The organism is Pseudomonas massiliensis (genome assembly GCF_000826105.1).
GTDB classification, from domain to species: domain Bacteria; phylum Pseudomonadota; class Gammaproteobacteria; order Pseudomonadales; family Pseudomonadaceae; genus Aquipseudomonas; species Aquipseudomonas massiliensis.
The window spans coordinates 1,192,260-1,211,551 of record NZ_CCYK01000007.1; the positions used below are offsets into that span (position 1 = coordinate 1,192,260).

General features: G+C 61.6%; 15 protein-coding genes. 4 read left to right on the top strand and 11 right to left on the bottom strand.

Features of this window, described 5'->3' with window-relative positions; all coding sequences use genetic code 11:
* Positions 1-79: 79 nt before the first annotated feature.
* The 4 genes from BN1188_RS16355 to BN1188_RS16370 are packed head-to-tail and all read right to left on the bottom strand — an operon-like array spanning position 80 to position 3,433.
* The gene (locus BN1188_RS16355; protein WP_040262457.1) at positions 80-358 is read right to left on the bottom strand and encodes a lipid-A-disaccharide synthase N-terminal domain-containing protein; all 279 of its coding nucleotides are present in this window, start codon (positions 356-358) and stop codon (positions 80-82) included.
* Positions 355-1,137: a glycosyltransferase family 2 protein gene (locus tag BN1188_RS16360; protein WP_052469311.1), complete on the bottom strand. Its 783-nt coding sequence runs from the start codon at positions 1,135-1,137 to the stop codon at positions 355-357. Before BN1188_RS16360 ends, BN1188_RS16355 begins: the two co-directional genes overlap by 4 nt.
* Positions 1,134-2,108 (bottom strand): SDR family NAD(P)-dependent oxidoreductase, encoded by a 975-nt coding sequence (locus BN1188_RS16365; RefSeq protein ID WP_040262458.1) that lies wholly within the window; start codon positions 2,106-2,108, stop codon positions 1,134-1,136. Before BN1188_RS16365 ends, BN1188_RS16360 begins: the two co-directional genes overlap by 4 nt.
* A complete protein-coding gene (locus tag BN1188_RS16370) occupies positions 2,105-3,433 on the bottom strand; it encodes a UDP-glucose dehydrogenase family protein (protein WP_040262459.1) in 1,329 nt (442 codons plus the stop codon). The genes BN1188_RS16365 and BN1188_RS16370 overlap by 4 nt, the downstream gene beginning before the upstream one ends.
* 425 nt (positions 3,434-3,858) lie before the next feature.
* Between BN1188_RS16370 and BN1188_RS16375 the strand changes: the two genes are divergently transcribed.
* The 3 genes from BN1188_RS16375 to BN1188_RS16385 all read left to right on the top strand — a co-directional run bounded on the left by BN1188_RS16375 (position 3,859) and on the right by BN1188_RS16385 (position 8,655).
* Positions 3,859-4,641 carry a glycosyltransferase gene (locus BN1188_RS16375; protein ID WP_040262460.1) on the top strand — a complete coding sequence of 261 codons (783 nt, stop codon included), beginning with the start codon at positions 3,859-3,861 and terminating at the stop codon, positions 4,639-4,641.
* Between the two features lie 467 nt (positions 4,642-5,108).
* On the top strand, positions 5,109-5,483 hold the full coding sequence (locus tag BN1188_RS16380) for an FxLYD domain-containing protein (RefSeq protein ID WP_040262461.1): 375 nt from the start codon (positions 5,109-5,111) through the stop codon (positions 5,481-5,483).
* A 223-nt stretch (positions 5,484-5,706) separates the two neighbouring features.
* A complete protein-coding gene (locus BN1188_RS16385) occupies positions 5,707-8,655 on the top strand; it encodes a M10 family metallopeptidase C-terminal domain-containing protein (protein WP_052469312.1) in 2,949 nt (982 codons plus the stop codon).
* Positions 8,656-8,907: 252 nt separating this feature from the next.
* Here BN1188_RS16385 and BN1188_RS16390 read toward each other — a convergent pair whose 3' ends face one another.
* From BN1188_RS16390 to BN1188_RS16415, 6 genes are all read right to left on the bottom strand, one after another.
* Positions 8,908-10,101 (bottom strand): multidrug effflux MFS transporter, encoded by a 1,194-nt coding sequence (locus BN1188_RS16390; protein WP_040262462.1) that lies wholly within the window; start codon positions 10,099-10,101, stop codon positions 8,908-8,910.
* A 57-nt stretch (positions 10,102-10,158) separates the two neighbouring features.
* Complete coding sequence (locus BN1188_RS16395) at positions 10,159-11,457, bottom strand: carbohydrate porin (protein WP_157395818.1); 1,299 nt, start codon at positions 11,455-11,457, stop codon at positions 10,159-10,161.
* Positions 11,458-11,587: 130 nt separating this feature from the next.
* Complete coding sequence (locus BN1188_RS16400) at positions 11,588-12,853, bottom strand: MFS transporter (protein WP_052469314.1); 1,266 nt, start codon at positions 12,851-12,853, stop codon at positions 11,588-11,590.
* An 82-nt stretch (positions 12,854-12,935) separates the two neighbouring features.
* Complete coding sequence (locus tag BN1188_RS16405; protein ID WP_040262463.1) at positions 12,936-15,377, bottom strand: beta-glucosidase family protein; 2,442 nt, start codon at positions 15,375-15,377, stop codon at positions 12,936-12,938.
* A complete protein-coding gene (locus BN1188_RS16410) occupies positions 15,378-15,992 on the bottom strand; it encodes an NADPH-dependent FMN reductase (RefSeq protein ID WP_052469315.1) in 615 nt (204 codons plus the stop codon). It lies immediately after the preceding gene.
* A gap of 14 nt (positions 15,993-16,006) precedes the next feature.
* Positions 16,007-17,104 carry an LLM class flavin-dependent oxidoreductase gene (locus tag BN1188_RS16415; protein ID WP_040262464.1) on the bottom strand — a complete coding sequence of 366 codons (1,098 nt, stop codon included), beginning with the start codon at positions 17,102-17,104 and terminating at the stop codon, positions 16,007-16,009.
* Between the two features lie 219 nt (positions 17,105-17,323).
* On the opposite strand from BN1188_RS16415, the gene BN1188_RS16420 reads away from it, so the two are divergent.
* Entirely contained in the window at positions 17,324-17,968 is a 645-nt protein-coding gene (locus BN1188_RS16420; RefSeq protein WP_040262465.1) for a TetR/AcrR family transcriptional regulator, read from the top strand.
* A 78-nt stretch (positions 17,969-18,046) separates the two neighbouring features.
* Here BN1188_RS16420 and BN1188_RS16425 read toward each other — a convergent pair whose 3' ends face one another.
* Complete coding sequence (locus tag BN1188_RS16425) at positions 18,047-18,757, bottom strand: aspartate/glutamate racemase family protein (RefSeq protein ID WP_040262466.1); 711 nt, start codon at positions 18,755-18,757, stop codon at positions 18,047-18,049.
* Between the last annotated feature and the right edge of the window lie 535 nt (positions 18,758-19,292).

Sequence of the window (19,292 nt, forward strand, 5' to 3'; positions counted from 1 at the left end):
GGCCCGCGCCTACCAGCAGCAGGGCAAGGCCTGCCAGAGCCAGGCGTTCCAGAGCGGCAGACTTCAGTTGCGGCACCTTTCAGTGCTCCGCCGTCTTGTGCCGGGCAATCAGCTGCAGGTTGCGCAGGTACACCAGAAAGCCGAAGGCCTGGCCGATGATGAATACCGGGTCCTGGCGGTAGATGGCGTAGATCAGCAACAGCGCGCTGCCCAGCATGCTCAGGTACCAGAAGCCGACCGGGATCACGCTACGTTTCTTGAACTCACTGTACAGCCACTGCAAGACGAACCTGCCGGTGAACACGGCCTGGCCCGCGAAGCCGATGCACAGCCATAGGGTTTCCCGGGTCAGCGTCATGAGGCGATTTCCTGGGGCGCTCCGTCCAGGCGGGTGCGGCGTATCAGCCACCACACGCCGACCAGGTCCAGCAGGCCCACCAGGGCCCGATCCAGGTTGCCATAGTTGGAGACGCCCGCCTGGCGCGGCCGGTGATTGACTGGATGCACGCACATCAGCGCGTGGTGGCGACGCACCAGGGCGGGAATGAACCGATGCATGTGGTCGAAGTAGGGCAGGCGCAGGAAGGTGGCCCGTTCGATCAGCTTCAGGCCGCAGCCGGTGTCCGGGGTGCCATCCTTGAGCAAGCGACCGCGCAGTCCATTGGCGAAGCGCGAGGCCCAGCGCTTGCTCAGGCTGTCGCGCCGGTTGATCCGGTGCCCGGCCACCAGCTTCAGCCCTCCGGCCAGTCCTTCGCTGCCACGTACCCGCTCGAGCATGCCAGGGATGTCGGCCGGGTCGTTCTGGCCGTCGCCGTCCAGGGTTACCAGCCAGGCGCCCTGGGCAGCCTGGGCGCCATGCCAGATGGCGGTACTTTGCCCCAGCGAGCGCGGGTGACGCAGCACCCGCAGTTGCGGGAAACCCTGGGCTTTCAAGTACTGCAGGGCGGCCAGGGTATGATCCGTGCTGCCGTCGTCGATCACCAGCACTTCGTAGTCTTCGTCAGCCAGGGCCGCGCGGACCTCTGTCAGCAAACCGGGGAGGTTGTCTTCTTCGTTCTTGGCCGGGATCAGCACCGAGAGGTAAACCCGCCCGAGCGCCGGAGCGGGATGAAGAGGTACTACATTGACGGGGTTCATAGTCGATGAAACTCCTTGTACCAAGCCACGAAGGCAGCCACGCCTTGCTCGATCGTTACCTTGGGCGAGTAGCCGATCCACTCGGCCAGGGCACCGATGTCCGCCCAGGTGCTCGGTACGTCGCCAGGCTGCATGGGCAGGTGGTTACGCACGGCTTTCACCCCCAGCGCCTGCTCCAGGCACTCAATGAAGGCAGTGAGCGGGACAGGCGCGCCGCGGCCGATGTTGAACAGTTGGCAGGGCGGGCAGCCGGGAACGGGCACTGGCGGGCGCAGGCGTAGCCGTACCAGGCTTTCGACGATGTCGTCGATGTAGGTGAAGTCCCGCGCCATATCGCCTTGGTTGTAGACAGCGATAGGCTCCCCGGCCAGCATGGCGCGGGTGAAGCGGTACAGGGCCATGTCCGGCCGGCCCCAGGGGCCGTAGACGGTAAAAAAGCGTAGGCCCGTGGCTGCAACGCCGAACAAGTGCGCGTAGCTGTGCGCCATGAGTTCATTGGCGCGCTTGCTGGCGGCATAGAGCGATACGGGTTGCTCGACCGGATCCTGCACCGAGAAGGGCAGCTTGCTGTTGGCGCCATATACCGAACTGCTGGAAGCGTAGATCAGGTGCCGCACCGGATGCTGGCGGCAGGCTTCCAGCACATTGAGAAAGCCGACCAGGTTGGCCTGGGCATAGGTATCCGGCGCTTCCAGTGAATACCGCACCCCGGCCTGGGCGGCCAGGTGGATGACTTCGGTGAAGGCATATTCCTGGAACAGCGCCAGCAGATCGGCCTTGTCCACGATGTCCAGGGGCGCGAAGGCGAACCGGGGGAGTGCCTCGAGCTTTTCCAGTCGAGCCCGCTTGAGTTTCACGCTGTAATAGGCGTTAAGGTTGTCCACGCCGACCACCGGCACGCCCAGGTGGCACAAACGCTGCGCCACATGGAAGCCTATGAAGCCGGCGGCGCCGGTGACCAGTACCGTCATGCCTGGGCGACCTGGCCGCGGCCGATGCCGTAATAGGCAAGCCCGGCTGCCTGCAAATGGTCAGGCTCGAACAGGTTGCGGCCATCGAACACTACCCGGTCCGTCAGGTGTTCGCTCAGTTGGTTAAGCTCGAGCACGCGGTAATCCTCCCACTCGGTGACAATCACCAGGGCGTCGGCTCCGCACAAGGCATCGACCTTGCTGGCCACCAGTTTCAGATCCGTGCGTTCGCCGTAGAGGCGGAAGATTTCGCCCATGGCCTGGGGGTCGTGGGCTCGAACCTGGGCGCCGGCCTGCCAGAGTGACTCAAGCAATACCCGGCTGGAGGCCTCGCGGATGTCGTCGGTATTGGGCTTGAACGCCAGGCCCCAGAGGGCGAAGGTCTTGCCGCTCAGGGAACCCTGGTAATGCTCGCGGATCTTGTCGAACAACCGATGTTTCTGGCGCTGGTTCACGGCCGCCACCGCGCTCAGCAACTGAGCGTCGAAGCCGGACGCCTCCGCGGCGTTACGCAAGGCTTGCAGGTCTTTCGGGAAACAGGAACCGCCAAAGCCGCACCCGGGGTAGATGAAGTCGTAGCCGATGCGCGAATCCGAACCGATGCCGCGGCGGACCATCTCGATGTCCGCGCCCAGATGCTCGGCCAGGTTGGCCATTTCGTTGATGAAGGAAATGCGCGTGGCCAGCATGCAGTTGGCCGCGTACTTGGTCATCTCGGCGCTGCGGGCATCCATCACCATCAGCTTGTCGCGGTTGCGGCTGAAAGGTAGGTACAGCTCGCGCAACAGGGCGAGATCTTGCGGGCGTGCTCCGCCGATGATGATGCGCTCCGGGCGCATGCAGTCATCCACGGCCGAGCCTTCCTTGAGGAACTCCGGGTTGCTGACCACATGGATATCCGCGGTCGCCCCGCCCGATTCGGCCACCCGTTGGCGTAGCCTGTCCACGGTGCCCACGGGGGCGGTGGATTTGTTTACCACCAGGCGTGGCCCCGTGGCATGGCGGACGACGCTGTCGATCACCGCCAAAACCTGACGCAGGTCCGCGCTGCCATCGGCCAGGGCGGGCGTACCGACCGCGATGAAGATGATCTCTGCGTAGGCCGTGGCTTGGGCGGCGTCGGTGGTAAAACGCAATTGACCACTGGCAAGGTTTCGGTCGAGCAGGGCTTCCAGGCCAGGTTCGAACAATGGGCAATGGCCACGATTCAGCGAGGCTACCCGGGAGGCATCCACGTCCACGCAGCACACCGAGTGGCCCACCTGGGCGAGGCAGGCCGCTTGGACAAGGCCTACGTAACCTGTTCCGAATACCGTCACGTTCATTCACCAGTCCCTGGGCTTGCCGCGCGTATGCACTGATGGCCGGGACATTGGCAGTGGCAGGTCACAGCTTCATGAACGATGTATTGCAAAATGACGACGGCAGGACCTGCCTGATGCGCTTATCGGCGGTTTTTACTGGCCTCACGGCGTCTGTCAGGCGAGCCCAACGATTTGGGCCATGACAGTTCCCGTCAGGAAGCAGGATCTGTTTGCAACATCCAGTTACAAGCTGTCGTGTCGGGGCAATATTTTGGCAACGAGCCCGCAACAAAATTTTCACACCAACCTTAATAACCTCCGGCTCAAAGTTCTTATCAGCGGGTTGCTGCAGTTGCTCAGTCTGGATGCATAGTGTCTTGCGCGTGTCGCCGCTGAAACATTAACGCTAGCCAATATTGGCTCAGCCATTGGAAGTCGAGCATCAGATGACAGAAATTGCGGCCGGCCCATCCAGATTCAGCATCGCCCTCGTTAACTTCAAAACCCACGACCTGACCAGGAACTGCCTGGAATTGCTGCGTGAAACCGCTAGCGCCCAAGGGATTCCCGTATGGGTAGTGGATAACGATTCGGCTGATGAAAGCACCGAATACTTGCGTAGCCTGGACTGGATCAATCTCATCGAACGCGCCTCGCCAGGTCGTGAGCAGGGACATATTGCCCATGGCAAGGCCCTGGATATGATCCTGGAACGCATCGATACCGAGTTCGTGCTGTTATTGCATACCGATACTTTCATCTACGACCCGCAAGTATTTCAACTTCTGCTTGATCGTTGCACGGCTCATCCAAAGGTCGCCGCGGCAGGCTGCCTGGAACAATTGAACCGAGGCATGCTGCGTACGGTTTGGCGGCACAGCTCGCGCTACTGCAAGCATTACTTCCGTCGTGGCCTACGCGCGTTGGGCCTGCCGGGACGCGCGCCAAAGCCTTGGAAAGAACAACATTTGAAAAGCTTCTGCACCCTATGGAACGCCCAGGCCATGAAGCAGCACGGCCTGCATTTCTGCATGGATGACCGTGTGCCCGGCTACACACTGCAAGACCGTATGGTGGAACTGGGCTACGACATCTCGCTGGTGTCACCGGGGCGGCTGTTCCGCTACCTGGATCATGTCCAGGCCGGCACTGTGGCTGCCGCTGGCGGGTACGACGCCAAGCATAGGCGCACACGCATGTACAACCGCGCGCTGGCCCAACTGCACTGAGCTGGCCGCCGGATCCCAGGCAAAATGGTCTGGCCCTCTACCACTGCTCAGTGGCGGGCCTATTTTCCGCCTCCGTCCTGATACTGCATTCTTGAGCAGGCAGCAGAGCCTGGCTTCGCTGCCGTGTGGCAACGTGCCCGGCACGGCGCTCGCCTCCTTGCCTTTGCTGCGAGTAGACCGCGCCCATCCGATGGACCTTGGTCGCGCCCAGCGTCAGCTGGGATAGGCCCTCCGGAATGTCCCGTCCCCATGATTTCGCCATCTCCCGAAAGCGAGGAAAGCTGACCTGGCTGACGAACGATTCGGCGTGGTCGACGCGTTTGGAAGCCTACATTCCCCTGGCATAGCGCTTGTCAAATTCTTGGCAATAAAAGTGAACTTTTTAGAAAGGCATGAATTAAGCCCTTTTCTTGACGCTTCGGTCGCTGCTATCATCGCGCCATCTCGTTAGTCCCATGGAGGGAAGTGTGAAAAGGAAAGCCATCGCAGGGTTGGTCTTCGGCATGTTGGCCCATTCGTTTGCCTCGGCTGACGACCTCAAGCTGCGTAATGTCCAGCTTGTGGATGCAGGCCACATCACCAGCATCGTCGGCACCGTGGCCAATACTTCGGATCATCTGGTTCAGGGGGGCTACCTGAACTTTGAACTGACCCGCAAAGGCGAAGTCGTCGCTCGAGAGACGGTGCAGGTTCCTGACCTCGAGGCAGGCCAGGCCTGGCGTATCTGGCAACCGGTGCAGCACAGTGGTACCAAACTGACCATGGCCGTACACGCCCGTGACCCACAGGTCGCCGTCACCGCGGACGTAGTGCCGTATCCTGATTCTCTGGTCGCACACTGATCAGATAGTCCATATCAGTACCTCGCGTGGTCAAGAGCCCCAGGCTTCGCGAAGCAGATCTTCGGCTTTTCTCTGACGTCCTGACCTGCGCGAGCTCGTGCAGGTTGCCTCAACTTGCCTTGACAGGGGTGCGAACGGGGCGGACCGAGCATGGTCTGATCCGCTGAATCCATAGGCCCAGTCCGTCGTCGGTGCCTGCCCCCAGCCCAGACGAGGACCGCCCATGAGCGTCAACAAGGATGCTGTAACCGCCTTGCCGAACGACATCGTTGTAAAAAGTCGTGGTTTCTATACCGCCTATGAAGGCACCAGCGCCGGCGACAACCTGGCCATCGGCGGCACCGCCGCCTTGTACCTCCAGGGAGGCGCCGGGGCGGACACCCTGGTGGCGAGCAGCAATTACGATGTGCTGATAGGCGGTGCCGGGGTAGACAAACTGAGCGGCGGGATTGGCAGGGACAGTTTCGTCTTCAGCAGGCTCAGCGACAGCTATGGCAACGTTCAGGGCTCCCATTCGGACCTGATCACCGATTGGAGCGCCACGGACCGCCTTGACCTCACCGGACTTGGGCTGGACTTCGCTGACCTGACTGTCAGCTATGATGCAGCGCGTGATCTCACCTTCGTGCGAGCCACAGAGGCCAACAGCGCCGGGAATTACTTCGAGGTCCGGCTGCAGGGCAAGCTAGCCCAGCCCCTGACCAAGGACAATTTCGTACTCCGTGTGGATGGGACCTCGGGCGACGATCGTCTCGAGTTGCGGCCTGAAGAGCGCTCTGTCGTCATCAATGGCGGGGCGGGCAACGACAGGCTAACCGACGGTGTAGGCCAGGACAGTACCAGTACCTTCCATGGCGGCGCCGGCGGCGACACTATCCTCACCGTGGCGCGCTGGGACGACGGAGCCCAGAACACCTTCCTCTACACGGCGATATCGGACAGTTTCGTCAATGACAAGACCGGAGCGGCCGCGGTGGATCAGATCTGGTCCGTGCTCAGCGGGCGGGACGTGATCGACGTCTCGGCCCTAGGCTTTACCGCCCTGGGCGATGGCTACAACGGCACCCTCAAGTTCAGCTACGACCGGGTGCATGACTACTATGTGGCGCAGTCCCTGGAAACCGATGCTCAGGGCAATCGCTTTGTGCTGAATTTTCACCTTGACGATTGGTTCCGAGACGGTGTGCCGGATACGGAAGTCGACAAGGGCCTGTTCTATTTCGCAGGCAATACCTCTACCGCTAATGAGTACAACACGGTCACCGGCTCAGACACTGCCGGCGAAGAACTTCGAGCCAACCGCGAAGGGGCCATTCTGACCGGCAACGACGGTGGCGATGACCTCATTGCCGGTGCCGGTGCCGACACCTTCGTTTACCTGAGCCGTCACGACAGCATTCAGGGTGAGCCTGTGTCTTCCGATCAGTTGGAGAGAATCTCCGCTGAAGAAGACACAATCTTCGGTTTCGACGTCAGCCAGGACAAGCTGGATGTATCCGCCGCCGGCTTCACAGGCCTGGGGAGCGGCAGCAACGGCACGCTCAAGCTGATCTATGATCCAGCGCAGGATCGGACGCTGTTGCGCAATGATGAATTGCAACGCGACGGCAGCCGTTTCGAACTGGCGCTCCAGGGGAGCCTGGCGACCAGCCTGAGCAACGCCAACCTGATTACCGCGGCGGCCAATCCACCGATCAGTGCCCAGGCTGGGCCTCGCGGGCAAGCTTATTGGGAAGGCACCGCTGCCGCCAACGTCATTACGGCCGAGAACAAGGCTTCGAACTACCTCTACGGCGATGCCGGCAACGATGTGCTGCGCGGGGGTACAGGCCGGGACGTGCTCGAAGGCGGCACCGGCGTTGACACCTTGACCGGTGGCGGCAGCTCGGGCGATACCTATGTATTCAAGTCCTTGTACGACAGTTATGGCCTGGGCGGTATCTCACATTCCGACCTCATCACAGACTGGAATGCCGCCTCGCGCCTGGACCTCACAGCCCTAGGCTTGCAACGGGTCGGCGACGGCTATAACGGTGATGTCGCGGTGAGCTACGACGCAGGCGAGAACCTGACCTACGTGCGCTCGCTGGATAACTACCCCTCCAGCTATTACTTCGAGGTGCGCATCCAGGGGGATGCGAGAGACAGCCTTGGCACGCGCAATTTCGTGCTGATGCAGAAGGGCACCTACCTGGAAGATACCTTCGACCAGCGAACCTCCGAGGCCCAGTACGTACTCGACGGTGGTTACGGGAATGACCAGCTCTACGGCAGCCAGGCGGCCGGCAATGTATTCATCGGCGGCCTCGGCGCGGACCAGCTGCATGGGATCAGCGGCGCGGATACCTACCTTTACAACGGCGTGCGCGACAGTTTCCTAAATGCCCGGGACAACGTTAGCGCCGTTGACCTGATCAGTCACTTCGCCTACGGCCAGGGGGACTTGATCGATGTCTCGGCGCTGGGCTTCACCGGGCTTGGGGATGGCTACCACAACACGTTGCATTATGGCTACGACGCCAGCACGGGTCATGTGTTGGTGCAGTCGTTCGACGGCGGCCTTTACGGTGATCGCTTCGTGCTCGAACTGGACTACGCCCGCGCGCTGAAAGCAGGTAGCGGCAGCGACGCGGACCAGTTCATCTTCGCCCAGGGGCCGGGTACCGGCACGGCCTATAACACACTGACCGGCAGCCAGGCTTATGACGTGCTTTACAACCCCGGCGAAAACACCATTTTTGTGGGCAGTGGCGGTGCGGACGCGCTGATTGGCAGCAGCGCCAAGGACAGCTTCCGCTTTGAAACCGCCAGCGACAGCTACCGCGGACAGGCTGACCTGATCAGCGACTTCGAGCTGAGCAAGGACAAGCTCGATGTTGCTGCCCTCGGCTACACACGCCTGGGCGATGGCACCGATGGCACGCTTAAAGTGATTTACAACGAGAACCTGGACCGTACCTATGTGCGAAGCCTGGAAACCGATGGGGAAGGGCACAGGTTCGAGGTGGCGCTGGAAGGCGACCTCACCGGCCTGGCTCATCGCAACTTCGTGTTCGCCAGCAGTACGCCCCAGGCAACGGCCGCCAGCGACATCGGTGGCGCTGGAGCGGAGGCGGTGGAGGTAGCGCTGGTAGGCGTTGCGCCGGTGAGCGAGCATCCGCTTACGGCCTGATTGCCATGCCCGGGCCCTTGCGCCAGCCCTGACGTGCGGGGCGGTCCCGGTAGCCCGACATCGGGTCCGCCCCAGCGCCACCGATCAGCGTATCTCGCGCAGCACCACCATATGCCAGGGACATTGAAAGTGTTCGCCATCGGGTCGTTCCTTGGTGTTTGGAAGATCGTGCACAGCGCTTGGATCGACCAGAGAATAGGCTATGGATTCCGTTTGGCTGGCGCACTGCCTGGCGCAGGTTTCAATCGTTTCTCAAGCGCTCCCCTCATCAGGAGCAGATCGCGAGTGCTTGCTAATCTGCCAGCACAGCGCGCTGACCAGTACGCTGAGCAAGCAAGCCGCGGCAAGTCGCCGTGGGTCGCCTGACAGTAGGGGCGCGATGATCCCCGCGAAGGCGGCGAAGAACAGCGTGTTGATAAAGCCGTTCAAGGAAGAGGCCAAGCCTCTGTGATTTGGGAAACGCCCCATGGCAGCCAAGGCCAAACCCGGATTGATAAGCGCCAGTCCAAAGGTGGCAGCGCCAAGTGGCAACACGGCCCAGGGAAGCTGGGCCTCGGTCAAGTTGAAATACAACACGGCGGCAACCGTGCTTGCCGTCTGAATCGTATAACCCAACGCGATCAGACCAGTTCCATCGATGTGGTGAGCCAAGCGGGCACCCAACCAGGACCCACTGATCATCCCGCTCACCAGTAGCACGAACAACCAGCCGAAACCATCACTGCCACGCTTGAGTGTTTCGGTGACGAATGGGGCGGCCGCGCCTATATAGAGGGAAAATACTGAAAAGCCCAAGCCTGCGGCTATGGTCAGCAGCAGAAACTGCGGGTCGGCCATGACCGTGGTGTACCGACGCAGCAGAGGTCGGACAGAGAGGCTCTGGCGACGGGACGGAGGTAGACTTTCCGTTAACCAGATCCAGCACGCCAGCCATAGAAGCGCGGAAAACACACCGAGAAAAATGAAGATCGAGCGCCATCCAGCCCAGGACAGCAGCCATGCTCCCACTAGCGGGGCCAGGGCTGGAGCAAGCGCGAAAGCCATGATGACCTGGGACATGGCCTTGAGGGCAGCGGCGCCTTCGCTGCGGTCCTGGATGATCGCCCGACCTACTACCGAGCCTGCGCCGGCGGCTAGCCCCTGCAGGGTTCTCCAGGCAATGAATGCATCAATGCTGTGGCTGGCAGCTGCGGCGAAACTTCCTCCGGCGAACACGGCAAGGGAACACAGGATGACCCGTCGTCGCCCGAAGCAATCGGAGAGGGTTCCGTAGAACAGCATCATCAGCGCCATGCCCAGCAAATACCCCGTCAGGCTTTGCTGAAGGATCAGCGGGGCGGCGTGGAAATGATCGATCAAGGTGGGGAAGGCTGGCAGATAGGTATCGATGCCCAGGGAACCGATCATGCCAAGCCCTGCCAACAATACGATCAACCAGTAGCTCATGAAAGGTGGGCCTTTTATGCGAGGGCCCGCTGCGCGTGCAGCGGGCGTAGGGTGAGGTTAGAAAGCGAAGTTCAAGCCCGTCTGGAACAGCAGGGCATCATCGGCGGCGGGTGCGAATGACGGCCCTTGCTGGTAGGTAAGGCCGTTCACCCAGTAGATGCCGCGGGTCAGGCGCGCCGCGTAGGAAAGCGACAGGGCAGTGGAGGAGCGCTCCGCGTCGGTGCCACTGCTTTCAACCGCGTCATGGACGTATTTGCTGAAATAGCTCTTGGTGAACCCGAGCGAGGCCATGTCGCGAGGCCGGTTGTCCAGCGGGCCGAGATAGAAGGCTGTGATCTGGAAGTCCTTGCCGTACAGGTTGCGGTCCTCGGGGGCGTAATTAACTTTCACATCGGCATACAGGCCGCGGGGGCTGCGCCCATCTGGCTGCGTAAGCTGATAGGTCGCTGCTAGGTAGCCGCCATAGTTGTCATCCGTCATGCCTCCGTGGCGGTAGTCGCTATAGTGGCTAGTGTTGTAGATGGCCCCGGCGCGGAACCATCGTGCATGTTCGCCGGGTGCGGATTCGACCTTGTAACCGAGCTCGTCGACGACCAACGGGTTGGAACCCTCGACCTTGAGCTTGAACCCGGTCGGGTTCTCGTCCAAGTCATATTGGAAGCGATTGGGGCTGGCGCTGCGCGCGATGCCCAGCCGGTTGTACCAGCGCTTGCTTTCGTCCTTCACCTGAATGGTAAGCGCCGGGCTCGGGCTGAAAAGCGAGAGGCCCAATTGCACCGGAATCACACTGATCGGGCCCAGTGCGGCAGCCGATGAGTTCCCTCCCAGCACCATCCCGTAGAACTGCCGGATCATTGGGAAGTAACCGTACTGAACCTCGAGCCGGTCATCGAAGAAGCGCTGGTTGATGGCGAAGATCGACATCGTCAGAAAATTCGGGTTACTGGATTTGTAGCTGCCGTTTTCAGACCCCAAGGCCATGGTCAGTTGAGCCTTCCCGCCGAAACCCACCCGGGTCAGGTCGTAGGTGAGCCCGATACTTTCCGACTGCCGCCACGTGGGATTCTGGCCGTTGTACAGCTGCGGGCGATCGTTATGGCCCAAGACGTCGTAGCGGAAGTTGGGGCTGTAGCTGCCGTAGATTCCGAAGCCATGCTCGGCCAGGGCCGCGCGCACGCCGCCGAGCTCTGGGGACACCGTGTCGCACGGCGCGGTTTCCTTGAGCACCGCCTCGGCCCGGGTGACATATTGGGCATAGGCTTCACAGGTGGGCGGCGTGACTGACGACTGGGTCGGGGTAACTTCAAGGGTGTTGCTTTGCGGAGCGGCCAGTACCGACGCACTTGCAAGGGTCATCACTGCACACATCAAAGGGTTCAACGGACGCATGGCTACCTCTGTATTGTTATTGTCTGGTTGAGCAGGTGATAGGCGCACGCTTCCCCGGTCGCTCCAGCAAGCTGGGCGACGCAGGAAGCCTTGAGGATCAGAAAGCGGGGTGGCGAGTGGCGCGACGAACGCTCGTTACGGCGGTGAGCAGTGCTGCTATCAGCGCCACAATGCCTAGCGCCGAGACGGCACCGCGCAAGCCCCCGGGCACTTGAAAGCCGAGCAACGAGATGATGAAGGGGCTGACGAACTGGCCAAGGAAGAATGCGGTGTGCCAGAAGCCCATGCCCTTGCCTCGATGCTGATATTCGAGGCTACCCAGGCACCAGGTCAGTAGCGCCGGAATCAATACGCCGCATGCTACTTGGGCTACGAACGCGGCGGCCACCACCCAGGCGATACCGGGCAAAGCCCCCATGCCGTAGAGCCCGGCGGCAAAGAGGCTGAACGTGAACAGGAGGTGCAGGCGAATCGAACGGCGTGACATTAACGAGAACAGCAGTGCACCTACCGGTACGCCAATGCCGGCGATACCACTGGCGAAGCCAATGCGGGTAGGGGAATCCAAGCCAGCGGCGCTTAGCACCGAACTGATCTGCAGCACTTCGACGTAATACAGCACCGCGCAGAACAGGGTGACCGCACCGATGCCCACCATCGCCGCTACGGGAAACCGATGGTAGGGCGTGGTTGCCTGCTCCGCGACTTGCGGGGCGGGCTCCCAGGTGAACAACGACAGACAGAGAAATACAGGCAGCGCCAGAAGGTAAAGCGCGAATGGCCCCTGCCAGCCGAAGTTGCCGAGCATGCCTGACACGAACAACAGTGTGGTAGCCGACACCGAGCCCACGGCGCTCTGTACCGCCAGCCATTTCTTGCGTGGCTGGCCTTGGAAGAGATCGCCCATCAACGTATTGGCAATGGTCATGATGAACGCTTCACACACCCCCAGGCCAAAGCGGCTGGCAATGATCGCCACCAGATTGTCCAGCAGAAACGGCATGAAGCCGAGCAGCGCGAACGAACACACCGAGACGAGCAGCAGTCGCCTCCGGCCCAGCCGGTCGGCAAGATAGCCTGCCAAGGGTGACAGCACCGCGATGCACAGGCTGGGGGCAGCGATGAGCAAGGGGATGAGCAGTGCCACCTGTGGATGGCTAGCGAAATGCTTCATCAACAGTGGGATGATCGGCACGATGGAGATGATCCCCATGATCGGCAGCTGGGTGGTGAACACCAGGATAATTGCCTGAAGAGCGCCGGCTTCGCGTCGTATACCTCGATCCATCGAGCGGGGTTGCGCTTGCGCCTGTTTTTGGCTCGGTGCATCACTACCCGGGCTTTGCAGCGCGGTTGGCTCCATGTTCTTCTCCTTTGGCACCGGGGTGCGGCACCCTATTGTTTTTGTATTCAAGGGTCGTTCTTCGTAGGTACGCAGGCGGATATCAAGAGGGTCTATGCAGTTCACCTCCCGGGTTCACGGTGAGAAGAATTCGTCCCCGGGTGTCTTCTAGGGAACGACCTAGCTGCATCTGGTATTCACCGCTCACCAACGCCCAGCCGCCATCGCTCCAGCGCTCGAACCCATGGCGGGGGATGTTCACCTTCACTGTGCGGGTTTCTTGCGCATCCAACCAGACGCTGCTGAAGCCGGCGAGCCGGGTCTGTCCCGAAGGGTCTTTGAGGTAAACCTGGATGATTTCCTTGCCAGCGCGAGACGCGCGATTGCCGAGAGTGACTTCGACGCAGAGGTCGTCCACCTGAGTGCCCGCCAGCACCCACTTGTCGTAGTAGAATTCCGCATAGCCGAGGCCGTGACCGAAGCAAAAGGCAGGCGTCTTGCCTTGGGCGGCAAAGTGGCGATAGCCGATGTCGCTGCCTTCTCTATATAGCAGGTCGCCCGTGGCATCCGGTGCTAGCGACCAGGCCGGATAATCGGCTTCTTCCCGTGCGAAAGTGACGGGCAACCGCCCACCCGGCTCGCGCGCTCCACTGAGCACCTGAGCCAGCGCCGAGGCGAATTGCTGACCGGGATACCACGCCATCATCAGCGCCCTGGCGCACACCATGTCGCAAGTATCGATGGCGTGGGCCGCATTGATAACGACGACGGTGTTCGGATTTACCGCGCACACCCGCCGGATCAATTCCAGTTGAGCTTCGGGCAATCGGGTGGTGTCGCGATCCACGCTTTCCAGTCCGGCGTCGGCGGTTTCGCCCACCAGCAGCACAACGTGGTCAGCTGCGCTCGCCATTTCTACGGCTTGTCCCAAAAGGTTATCGGCCGCGGGTGGTTGGCAACCGAACCACAGGCCATGGGCAATGCTGGCCCCGAATCGCAGAGTGAACTTCAGGGTCACGGTTTCGCCTGCCACCAGCGGGTGATCGACGTAGGCGAACTCGCTCTGCATCAGCTTGCCCATGACATCACCCGATACCGCCTGGCCGTCGTAGGTCAGACACTCGTGGTCATTGAGCTGTAGCGTGGCCAGACCGGTGCCGCCGATGCAGAAGCGGTAGCTGCCACTCTGCCGTGGGGTAAATACGGTGCTGGCTTCCACGCGTGCATCACCGCTCAATTCAAGTAGGCTGCCGATGCCCGGCATCTCCTTGAACCACACCATGGAAGTGGTGTTGCGCACTTCGCGCAATGCCGCCTCGCTGGCGCTCGCACTGGTGAAAAAGGCGACGTCCAGACCCGGCTGGCCCTTCGCGCTGCGGGGTTCGATGGCGCTCAATGGAGGCAGCCGGTACGCCGGAGGTACGCCTTCGGCATGATCGACCTGCCACCCAAGGGCATTGAAATGCGCCCTGATGGCCTCTAGTGGGGACAGGGCCTGGGGGGTGATCGCCACCTTGGCGAACGTACCACCTTGATAGCAGGGTGCGGTCGCGTTGGGGCCGATGACAGCCAGACGCCCCTGAGATGCGAGGTTCAACGGCAATAGCCCGTCCTCGTTGCGCAACAAGACGAAGCCGGCCGCGGCCGCCTCTTCGAGCACGGCCAGGCGAGCTGCCACTGTCTGCTCATCCGCGGCGTATGGAACCGGATGGGCGACCCGTTGCGACAGTCTGCGCAAGCGTTCATTCGCTTCGTCGAGGGCGGCGGTGTCGTTGGGGGCCATCGAGAAAAGCCTGGTCAACTGCGTTCCCAGATGCCGGGCAGGCCCCGGCATTTCCAGGTCAAGTCCGGCTTGCAAGCTGGCCATGCCATTCCGGGTGCCGAACCAGTCGGAGGTGATCAGGCCGTCCCAGCGCAGCTCATTCTTGAGCCAGGCACGCAGCACCTGGGCATGCTCGGCGCAGGGCGTGCCGTTGAGCCGGTTGTAGGCAGTCAGCATCGCCCATACGCCGTTGCGCGCGGCGTATTCGAAGGGCCATAGGTAAACTTCGCGAACGGTGGCCTCATCTACCACCGAATTCATACCGCGCCGATCGGTTTCCGAGTCATTGCACACCACATGCTTGGCAACTGCCGCCACGCCGCGACCCTGCACACCGGCAATCCATTGGCTACCCAATTCAGCCGTAAGCTGCGGATCTTCACTGAAGAGTTCGAAAGCGCGACCGGCGAGCGGACTGCGGGGCAGATTGAGGTTGGGCCCGAGCACAGCCTGCACACCGCTTCGAATGGCTTCGTCACCTACAAGTTCACCGATGCGCCTCACCAGGCCTCGGTCCCAGGTAGCGCCAAGCGCGACGCCGCATGGCGTGAGCAACGCCAGATCGCGTTCATCCACGCGGCCGCCGGTGATACCCATAGGCCCATCGGCGAAGCGCACTGAGGTGATCCCCGCGTGAGGCATCGGCGAGGTCGACCACATGTCCCGGCCAGCGGTAAGGCTGAGCTTTTCTTCAAGGGTCAAGCCGGTCCCGGGGGCATTCATTCAAAGGCTCCTGGCCAGGCGCTTCGCATGGGCGAAGTCCAAGACCTGCTCGGCAAGCAACTGCAAGGACTGGTGGACCGAGGCGTCGGTGCATTCGCCTTCGCTGCCGAATAACCGGGTACCCGCAGTGTTCAAGGTGACTCCCAGCGGCGTTGGCCAGCCGCGCAGCGCGTGCACGATCGAGCGCAGGGCGCCCAGCGTGCTGTTGCAGCCTTGCCAGCCCGCGGCGGTGACGATGCAACCCGTGGCGCGACCGTCAAGGTAGACGCGGGTATCGGCGCGCAGGTCTTCGAGCAGGTCAATGGCGTTTTTCACCAGGCCTGACACGCCCCCGTGATACCCAGGGGAAGCCAGCAATATTCCATCGGCCTGGCGAACGGCTTCCACCAGCGCGGTCTGGCCTTCGGTGCGGGCCTGGCACTCCGGGGAGTAGGCGGGCAGGGCAGCCAGCTCAGCGCCTCCGAACAGCAGGGTGCGGGCACCCTTCGAGCGCGCATGGTCCAGGGCGGTACGCAGGGCGTTCTCGGTGCTGGAACCGGGGCGGGTGGTGCCGCCGATGCCGACCAGCAGCGGGCGATGGTCGCCGATTCGGCTTTTTGCGAGCACTTCAGACATGGCTAGCTCCTGTTTCAGCGCAGTCGAGGCATGACGTCACGGGCCATGAGGGCCATCGACTGGTTGCCCAGGCGAAGCCGCTCGGCCGTCAACGGACCGTTGGTGAACCCCATCAGTACATTGCCGATGCCAAGCTCACGGTGCTGTTGCAGTTCAGCCGCTACGGTGTCCGGACTGCCGTGTAGACACCAGGTCTTGATCCAGCCTTCGCTGAAGCAGTCCGGGTGCGGATGCAGCTCCACGCCACTGAGTCTTTCAGCACGTTTGTTGAAGCTGTATTCACGCTCGATGGACGTTTTGTAGGCGGTGAGGATCTGATGCAGCTCGTCTTCCGCCTGTTCGTCGGTCGGGGCGACATGCACGCATTGGTAAGTGTGAGTGGTCCAGGACAGCGCATGCTCGACCACCTCATCGCTGTGGCCGGCGGCCAGCAATGCATCGCGATAGCGGGTGAAATAGCGGCTCAGGTGCCCGAAGGGCTCGGTGGTTGCAGGTACTGGCGGGGTAAAGGCCGGGATGAAAGCAGGCCAGCCATTGTCGGCGGCGCGTTGCATGCTGGTTTCACGCAACGCTACGGGCATGATTCGGTTGAACGGCTTGTTCCGGTATGCGCCGGGCACGATCCGCTGCACCATGGCACCTTTGTAATGAGCCGTCTCGAAGCTGATAGGCTCGTCCTCGATCTTCTTGGTCCAGAGCTGGCTGACGATATCGAGGTTTTCCTGAAGCATGGCCGAGGCCTGCTTATAGTTGACCCCAAAACCAATCATTTCCTCGGGCGTCGTGCCACTGCCGATCCCAACCAGCAGGCGGCCTTCGGTCAGCTGGTCGAGCAGGTTGATACGTTCGGCAAAGCGCACCGGATGGTGCAGCGGCACGGTGGTAACTGACATACCGAAGTGGATGCGCTTCAGTGTGCCTGCCAGGTAGGCGGCAAACATGAAGGGGTCGCTGCACATGGGGGCGTAGCCGGTGAAATGGTGGTCAGGCATGAAGACTGCGTCAAAACCCAGATCCTCAGCCAGGCGTGCATGGTCGGCGAGGGCATCCATAACGTACTTGTCTTCATGAGGGCCGCTTGAGCGTCCGACCAGGAACGTGGAAAAGCGCATGGCGCAGACTCCTTGTTGTTTTATTGGAATGGAGCGTCACAGACTCTTGTCTTTACTAGAACTAGAATACTGATTCGTGTTTTCGAATATAGTCATGCGCGCAAGAGGCGTCAACCTGATCAGCGATGATATTTTCCGGGCGCGGCTGTCCCTGTTCCCGGACCGTCACCCTAAGCTAGACTGCTGCGGCCCGATCAGAACAAAAGGCTTGTGCGACTGATGACTGAAGCGACATGCGACAAGATGCCCAAGCAGGATCGCAGCCGCGCCTCGTTGGAGCGGCTGATGACCGCCACGCGGGAAATCCTCCACGACGGCACCTTCGAACATCTGACCATCGCCGGCATCAGCAAGCGCTCGGGGGTTTCGACGGGCTCTATCTATGCCCGTTTCAAAGGCAAGGATGAGTTGTTCCGCGCGGTCATGGCCCTGGTGCTCGAAGAAATCGACGAAGAATGGGCGCAGCACATCGAGCGATTGGGCAAGCAGGAATTGAGGCTGCAGGCCCTGGTGCCAGCAGCGGTTGGCCTGCTCGGTGACCATCTGCATCGTCACGCGGCCATGCTGCGGCCTTTCATGGCTCATGCCCATGACGAACATGTGGCACGCCGAGGCAAAGCGTCTTTCAGGCTGACGTCGGAAAGCTTTATCACGCTGCTGTTGCAGGCCCGCGAAGAGATCCATCACCCACGGCCGGAACATGCAGTCGCCAGTTGTTTCACCATCGCCTATGCCGCCTTCGCACGCTTCTTTGGCCTAGGCTCGGCCGCCGATGCCGCGGGTGAGGGGGACTGGGAAGCCCTCAAACAGGATCTGGGCGACATGTGCCTGGGGTTCCTGATGCATACGGCACATAAGGCGTGAGGGTGCTCCGGACACGAGCAGAATGCTGCTGATGCTCACTACCGGCTGCCTCTATTGCCGTCACAGGCGACTGCTGCGCTATCGTTCTCCGTAAGCCGATCCATCCAGCGCGAATGCCACCGCCGCCTGTGCATGGAGCAGCGTGGTGTCGAGCAGGGGGAGGGCGCTGTGCTCAGGCTTGATCAGCAGGCCTATCTCGGTGCACCCGAGGATGATGGACTCAGCGCCCCGAGCAGCCAGCGAGGCTATTACGTGCTGATAAACTTTGCGCGACTCATCGCTTATCACCCCGACGCAGAGCTCTTCGAAGATGATCCGATGTACCTCTCGGCGTTCCTGTGCGTCGGGCACCAGTACGGTCAGGCCCATGGCCGTGAGGCGGTCTTTGAGAAAGGCCTGTTCCATGGTGAACGCAGTGCCCAGCAAGCCCACCTTCAGCGTTCCACTCTCCAGGGCGGCCTGGCTGGTGGGGTCGGCGATGTGTACAAATGGAATGCCCACCGCCGCCTCGATCGCCGGGGCAACCTTGTGCATGGTGTTGGTACACAGCAGGATGCATTCGGCGCCGCCCGCCTCGAGCCGGCACGCGGCATCGGCGAGTATTGCCGCGGCATCGTCCCAACGCCCGGCGTGCTGAGCGCGTTCGATGGGCCCAAAATCCACGCTGTACAGCAGCAATCGGGCTGAGCGCAGTGGCCCCAGTTGGTCGCGAACCTGTCGATTGATCAGCCGATAATATTCGGCGGTCGACTCCCAGCTCATACCGCCGATAAGGCCAATGGTACGCATGCTTCGCTCCGGTGGTAGTGATCAGGCGGGAGAGGTTTCAGTACCCATGATTGTCGGTTGGTACCTTAAGGCACCCTGGCGATCATCGCCAGGGGCTATGCCGCAGTTACAGCTGGGGATGGGCGCCAGGGGAGCCTGGTATTCGGCAGCTTCGCTACCTCCTACCGAAGGCTGGGCCTACCACAATGGGACCCAGCGCCAGCTGGGGAATGGGCGCTGGGGGGAGCCCGGTATTCGGCAGCTTCGCTACCTCCTACCGAAGGCTGGGCCTACCACGGTGGGACCCAGCGCCAGCTGGGGAGTGGGCGCTGGGGGGAGCCTGGTATTCGGCAGCTTCGCTACCTCCTACCGAAGGCTGGGCCTACCACGGTGGGACCCAGCGCCAGCTGGGGAATGGGTGCCGGGGGGAGCCTGGTATTCGGCAGCTTCGCTACCTCCTACCGAAGGCTGGGCCTACCACAGTGGGACCCAGCGCCAGCTGGGGAATGGGCGCTGGGGGGAGCCTGGTATTCGGCAGCTTCGCTACCTCCTACCG

Excerpts from the sequence above, each read along its gene's own strand:
- BN1188_RS16355 (WP_040262457.1), bottom strand. The coding sequence starts at position 358 with ATGACGCTGACCCGGGAAACCCTATGGCTGTGCATCGGCTTCGCGGGC.
- BN1188_RS16360 (WP_052469311.1), bottom strand. The coding sequence starts at position 1,137 with ATGAACCCCGTCAATGTAGTACCTCTTCATCCCGCTCCGGCGCTCGGG.
- BN1188_RS16365 (WP_040262458.1), bottom strand. The coding sequence starts at position 2,108 with ATGACGGTACTGGTCACCGGCGCCGCCGGCTTCATAGGCTTCCATGTG.
- BN1188_RS16370 (WP_040262459.1), bottom strand. The coding sequence starts at position 3,433 with ATGAACGTGACGGTATTCGGAACAGGTTACGTAGGCCTTGTCCAAGCG.
- BN1188_RS16375 (WP_040262460.1), top strand. The coding sequence starts at position 3,859 with ATGACAGAAATTGCGGCCGGCCCATCCAGATTCAGCATCGCCCTCGTT.
- BN1188_RS16385 (WP_052469312.1), top strand. The coding sequence starts at position 5,707 with ATGAGCGTCAACAAGGATGCTGTAACCGCCTTGCCGAACGACATCGTT.
- BN1188_RS16390 (WP_040262462.1), bottom strand. The coding sequence starts at position 10,101 with ATGAGCTACTGGTTGATCGTATTGTTGGCAGGGCTTGGCATGATCGGT.
- BN1188_RS16395 (WP_157395818.1), bottom strand. The coding sequence starts at position 11,457 with ATGACCCTTGCAAGTGCGTCGGTACTGGCCGCTCCGCAAAGCAACACC.
- BN1188_RS16400 (WP_052469314.1), bottom strand. The coding sequence starts at position 12,853 with ATGGAGCCAACCGCGCTGCAAAGCCCGGGTAGTGATGCACCGAGCCAA.
- BN1188_RS16405 (WP_040262463.1), bottom strand. The coding sequence starts at position 15,377 with ATGAATGCCCCCGGGACCGGCTTGACCCTTGAAGAAAAGCTCAGCCTT.
- BN1188_RS16410 (WP_052469315.1), bottom strand. The coding sequence starts at position 15,992 with ATGTCTGAAGTGCTCGCAAAAAGCCGAATCGGCGACCATCGCCCGCTG.
- BN1188_RS16415 (WP_040262464.1), bottom strand. The coding sequence starts at position 17,104 with ATGCGCTTTTCCACGTTCCTGGTCGGACGCTCAAGCGGCCCTCATGAA.
- BN1188_RS16420 (WP_040262465.1), top strand. The coding sequence starts at position 17,324 with ATGACTGAAGCGACATGCGACAAGATGCCCAAGCAGGATCGCAGCCGC.
- BN1188_RS16425 (WP_040262466.1), bottom strand. The coding sequence starts at position 18,757 with ATGCGTACCATTGGCCTTATCGGCGGTATGAGCTGGGAGTCGACCGCC.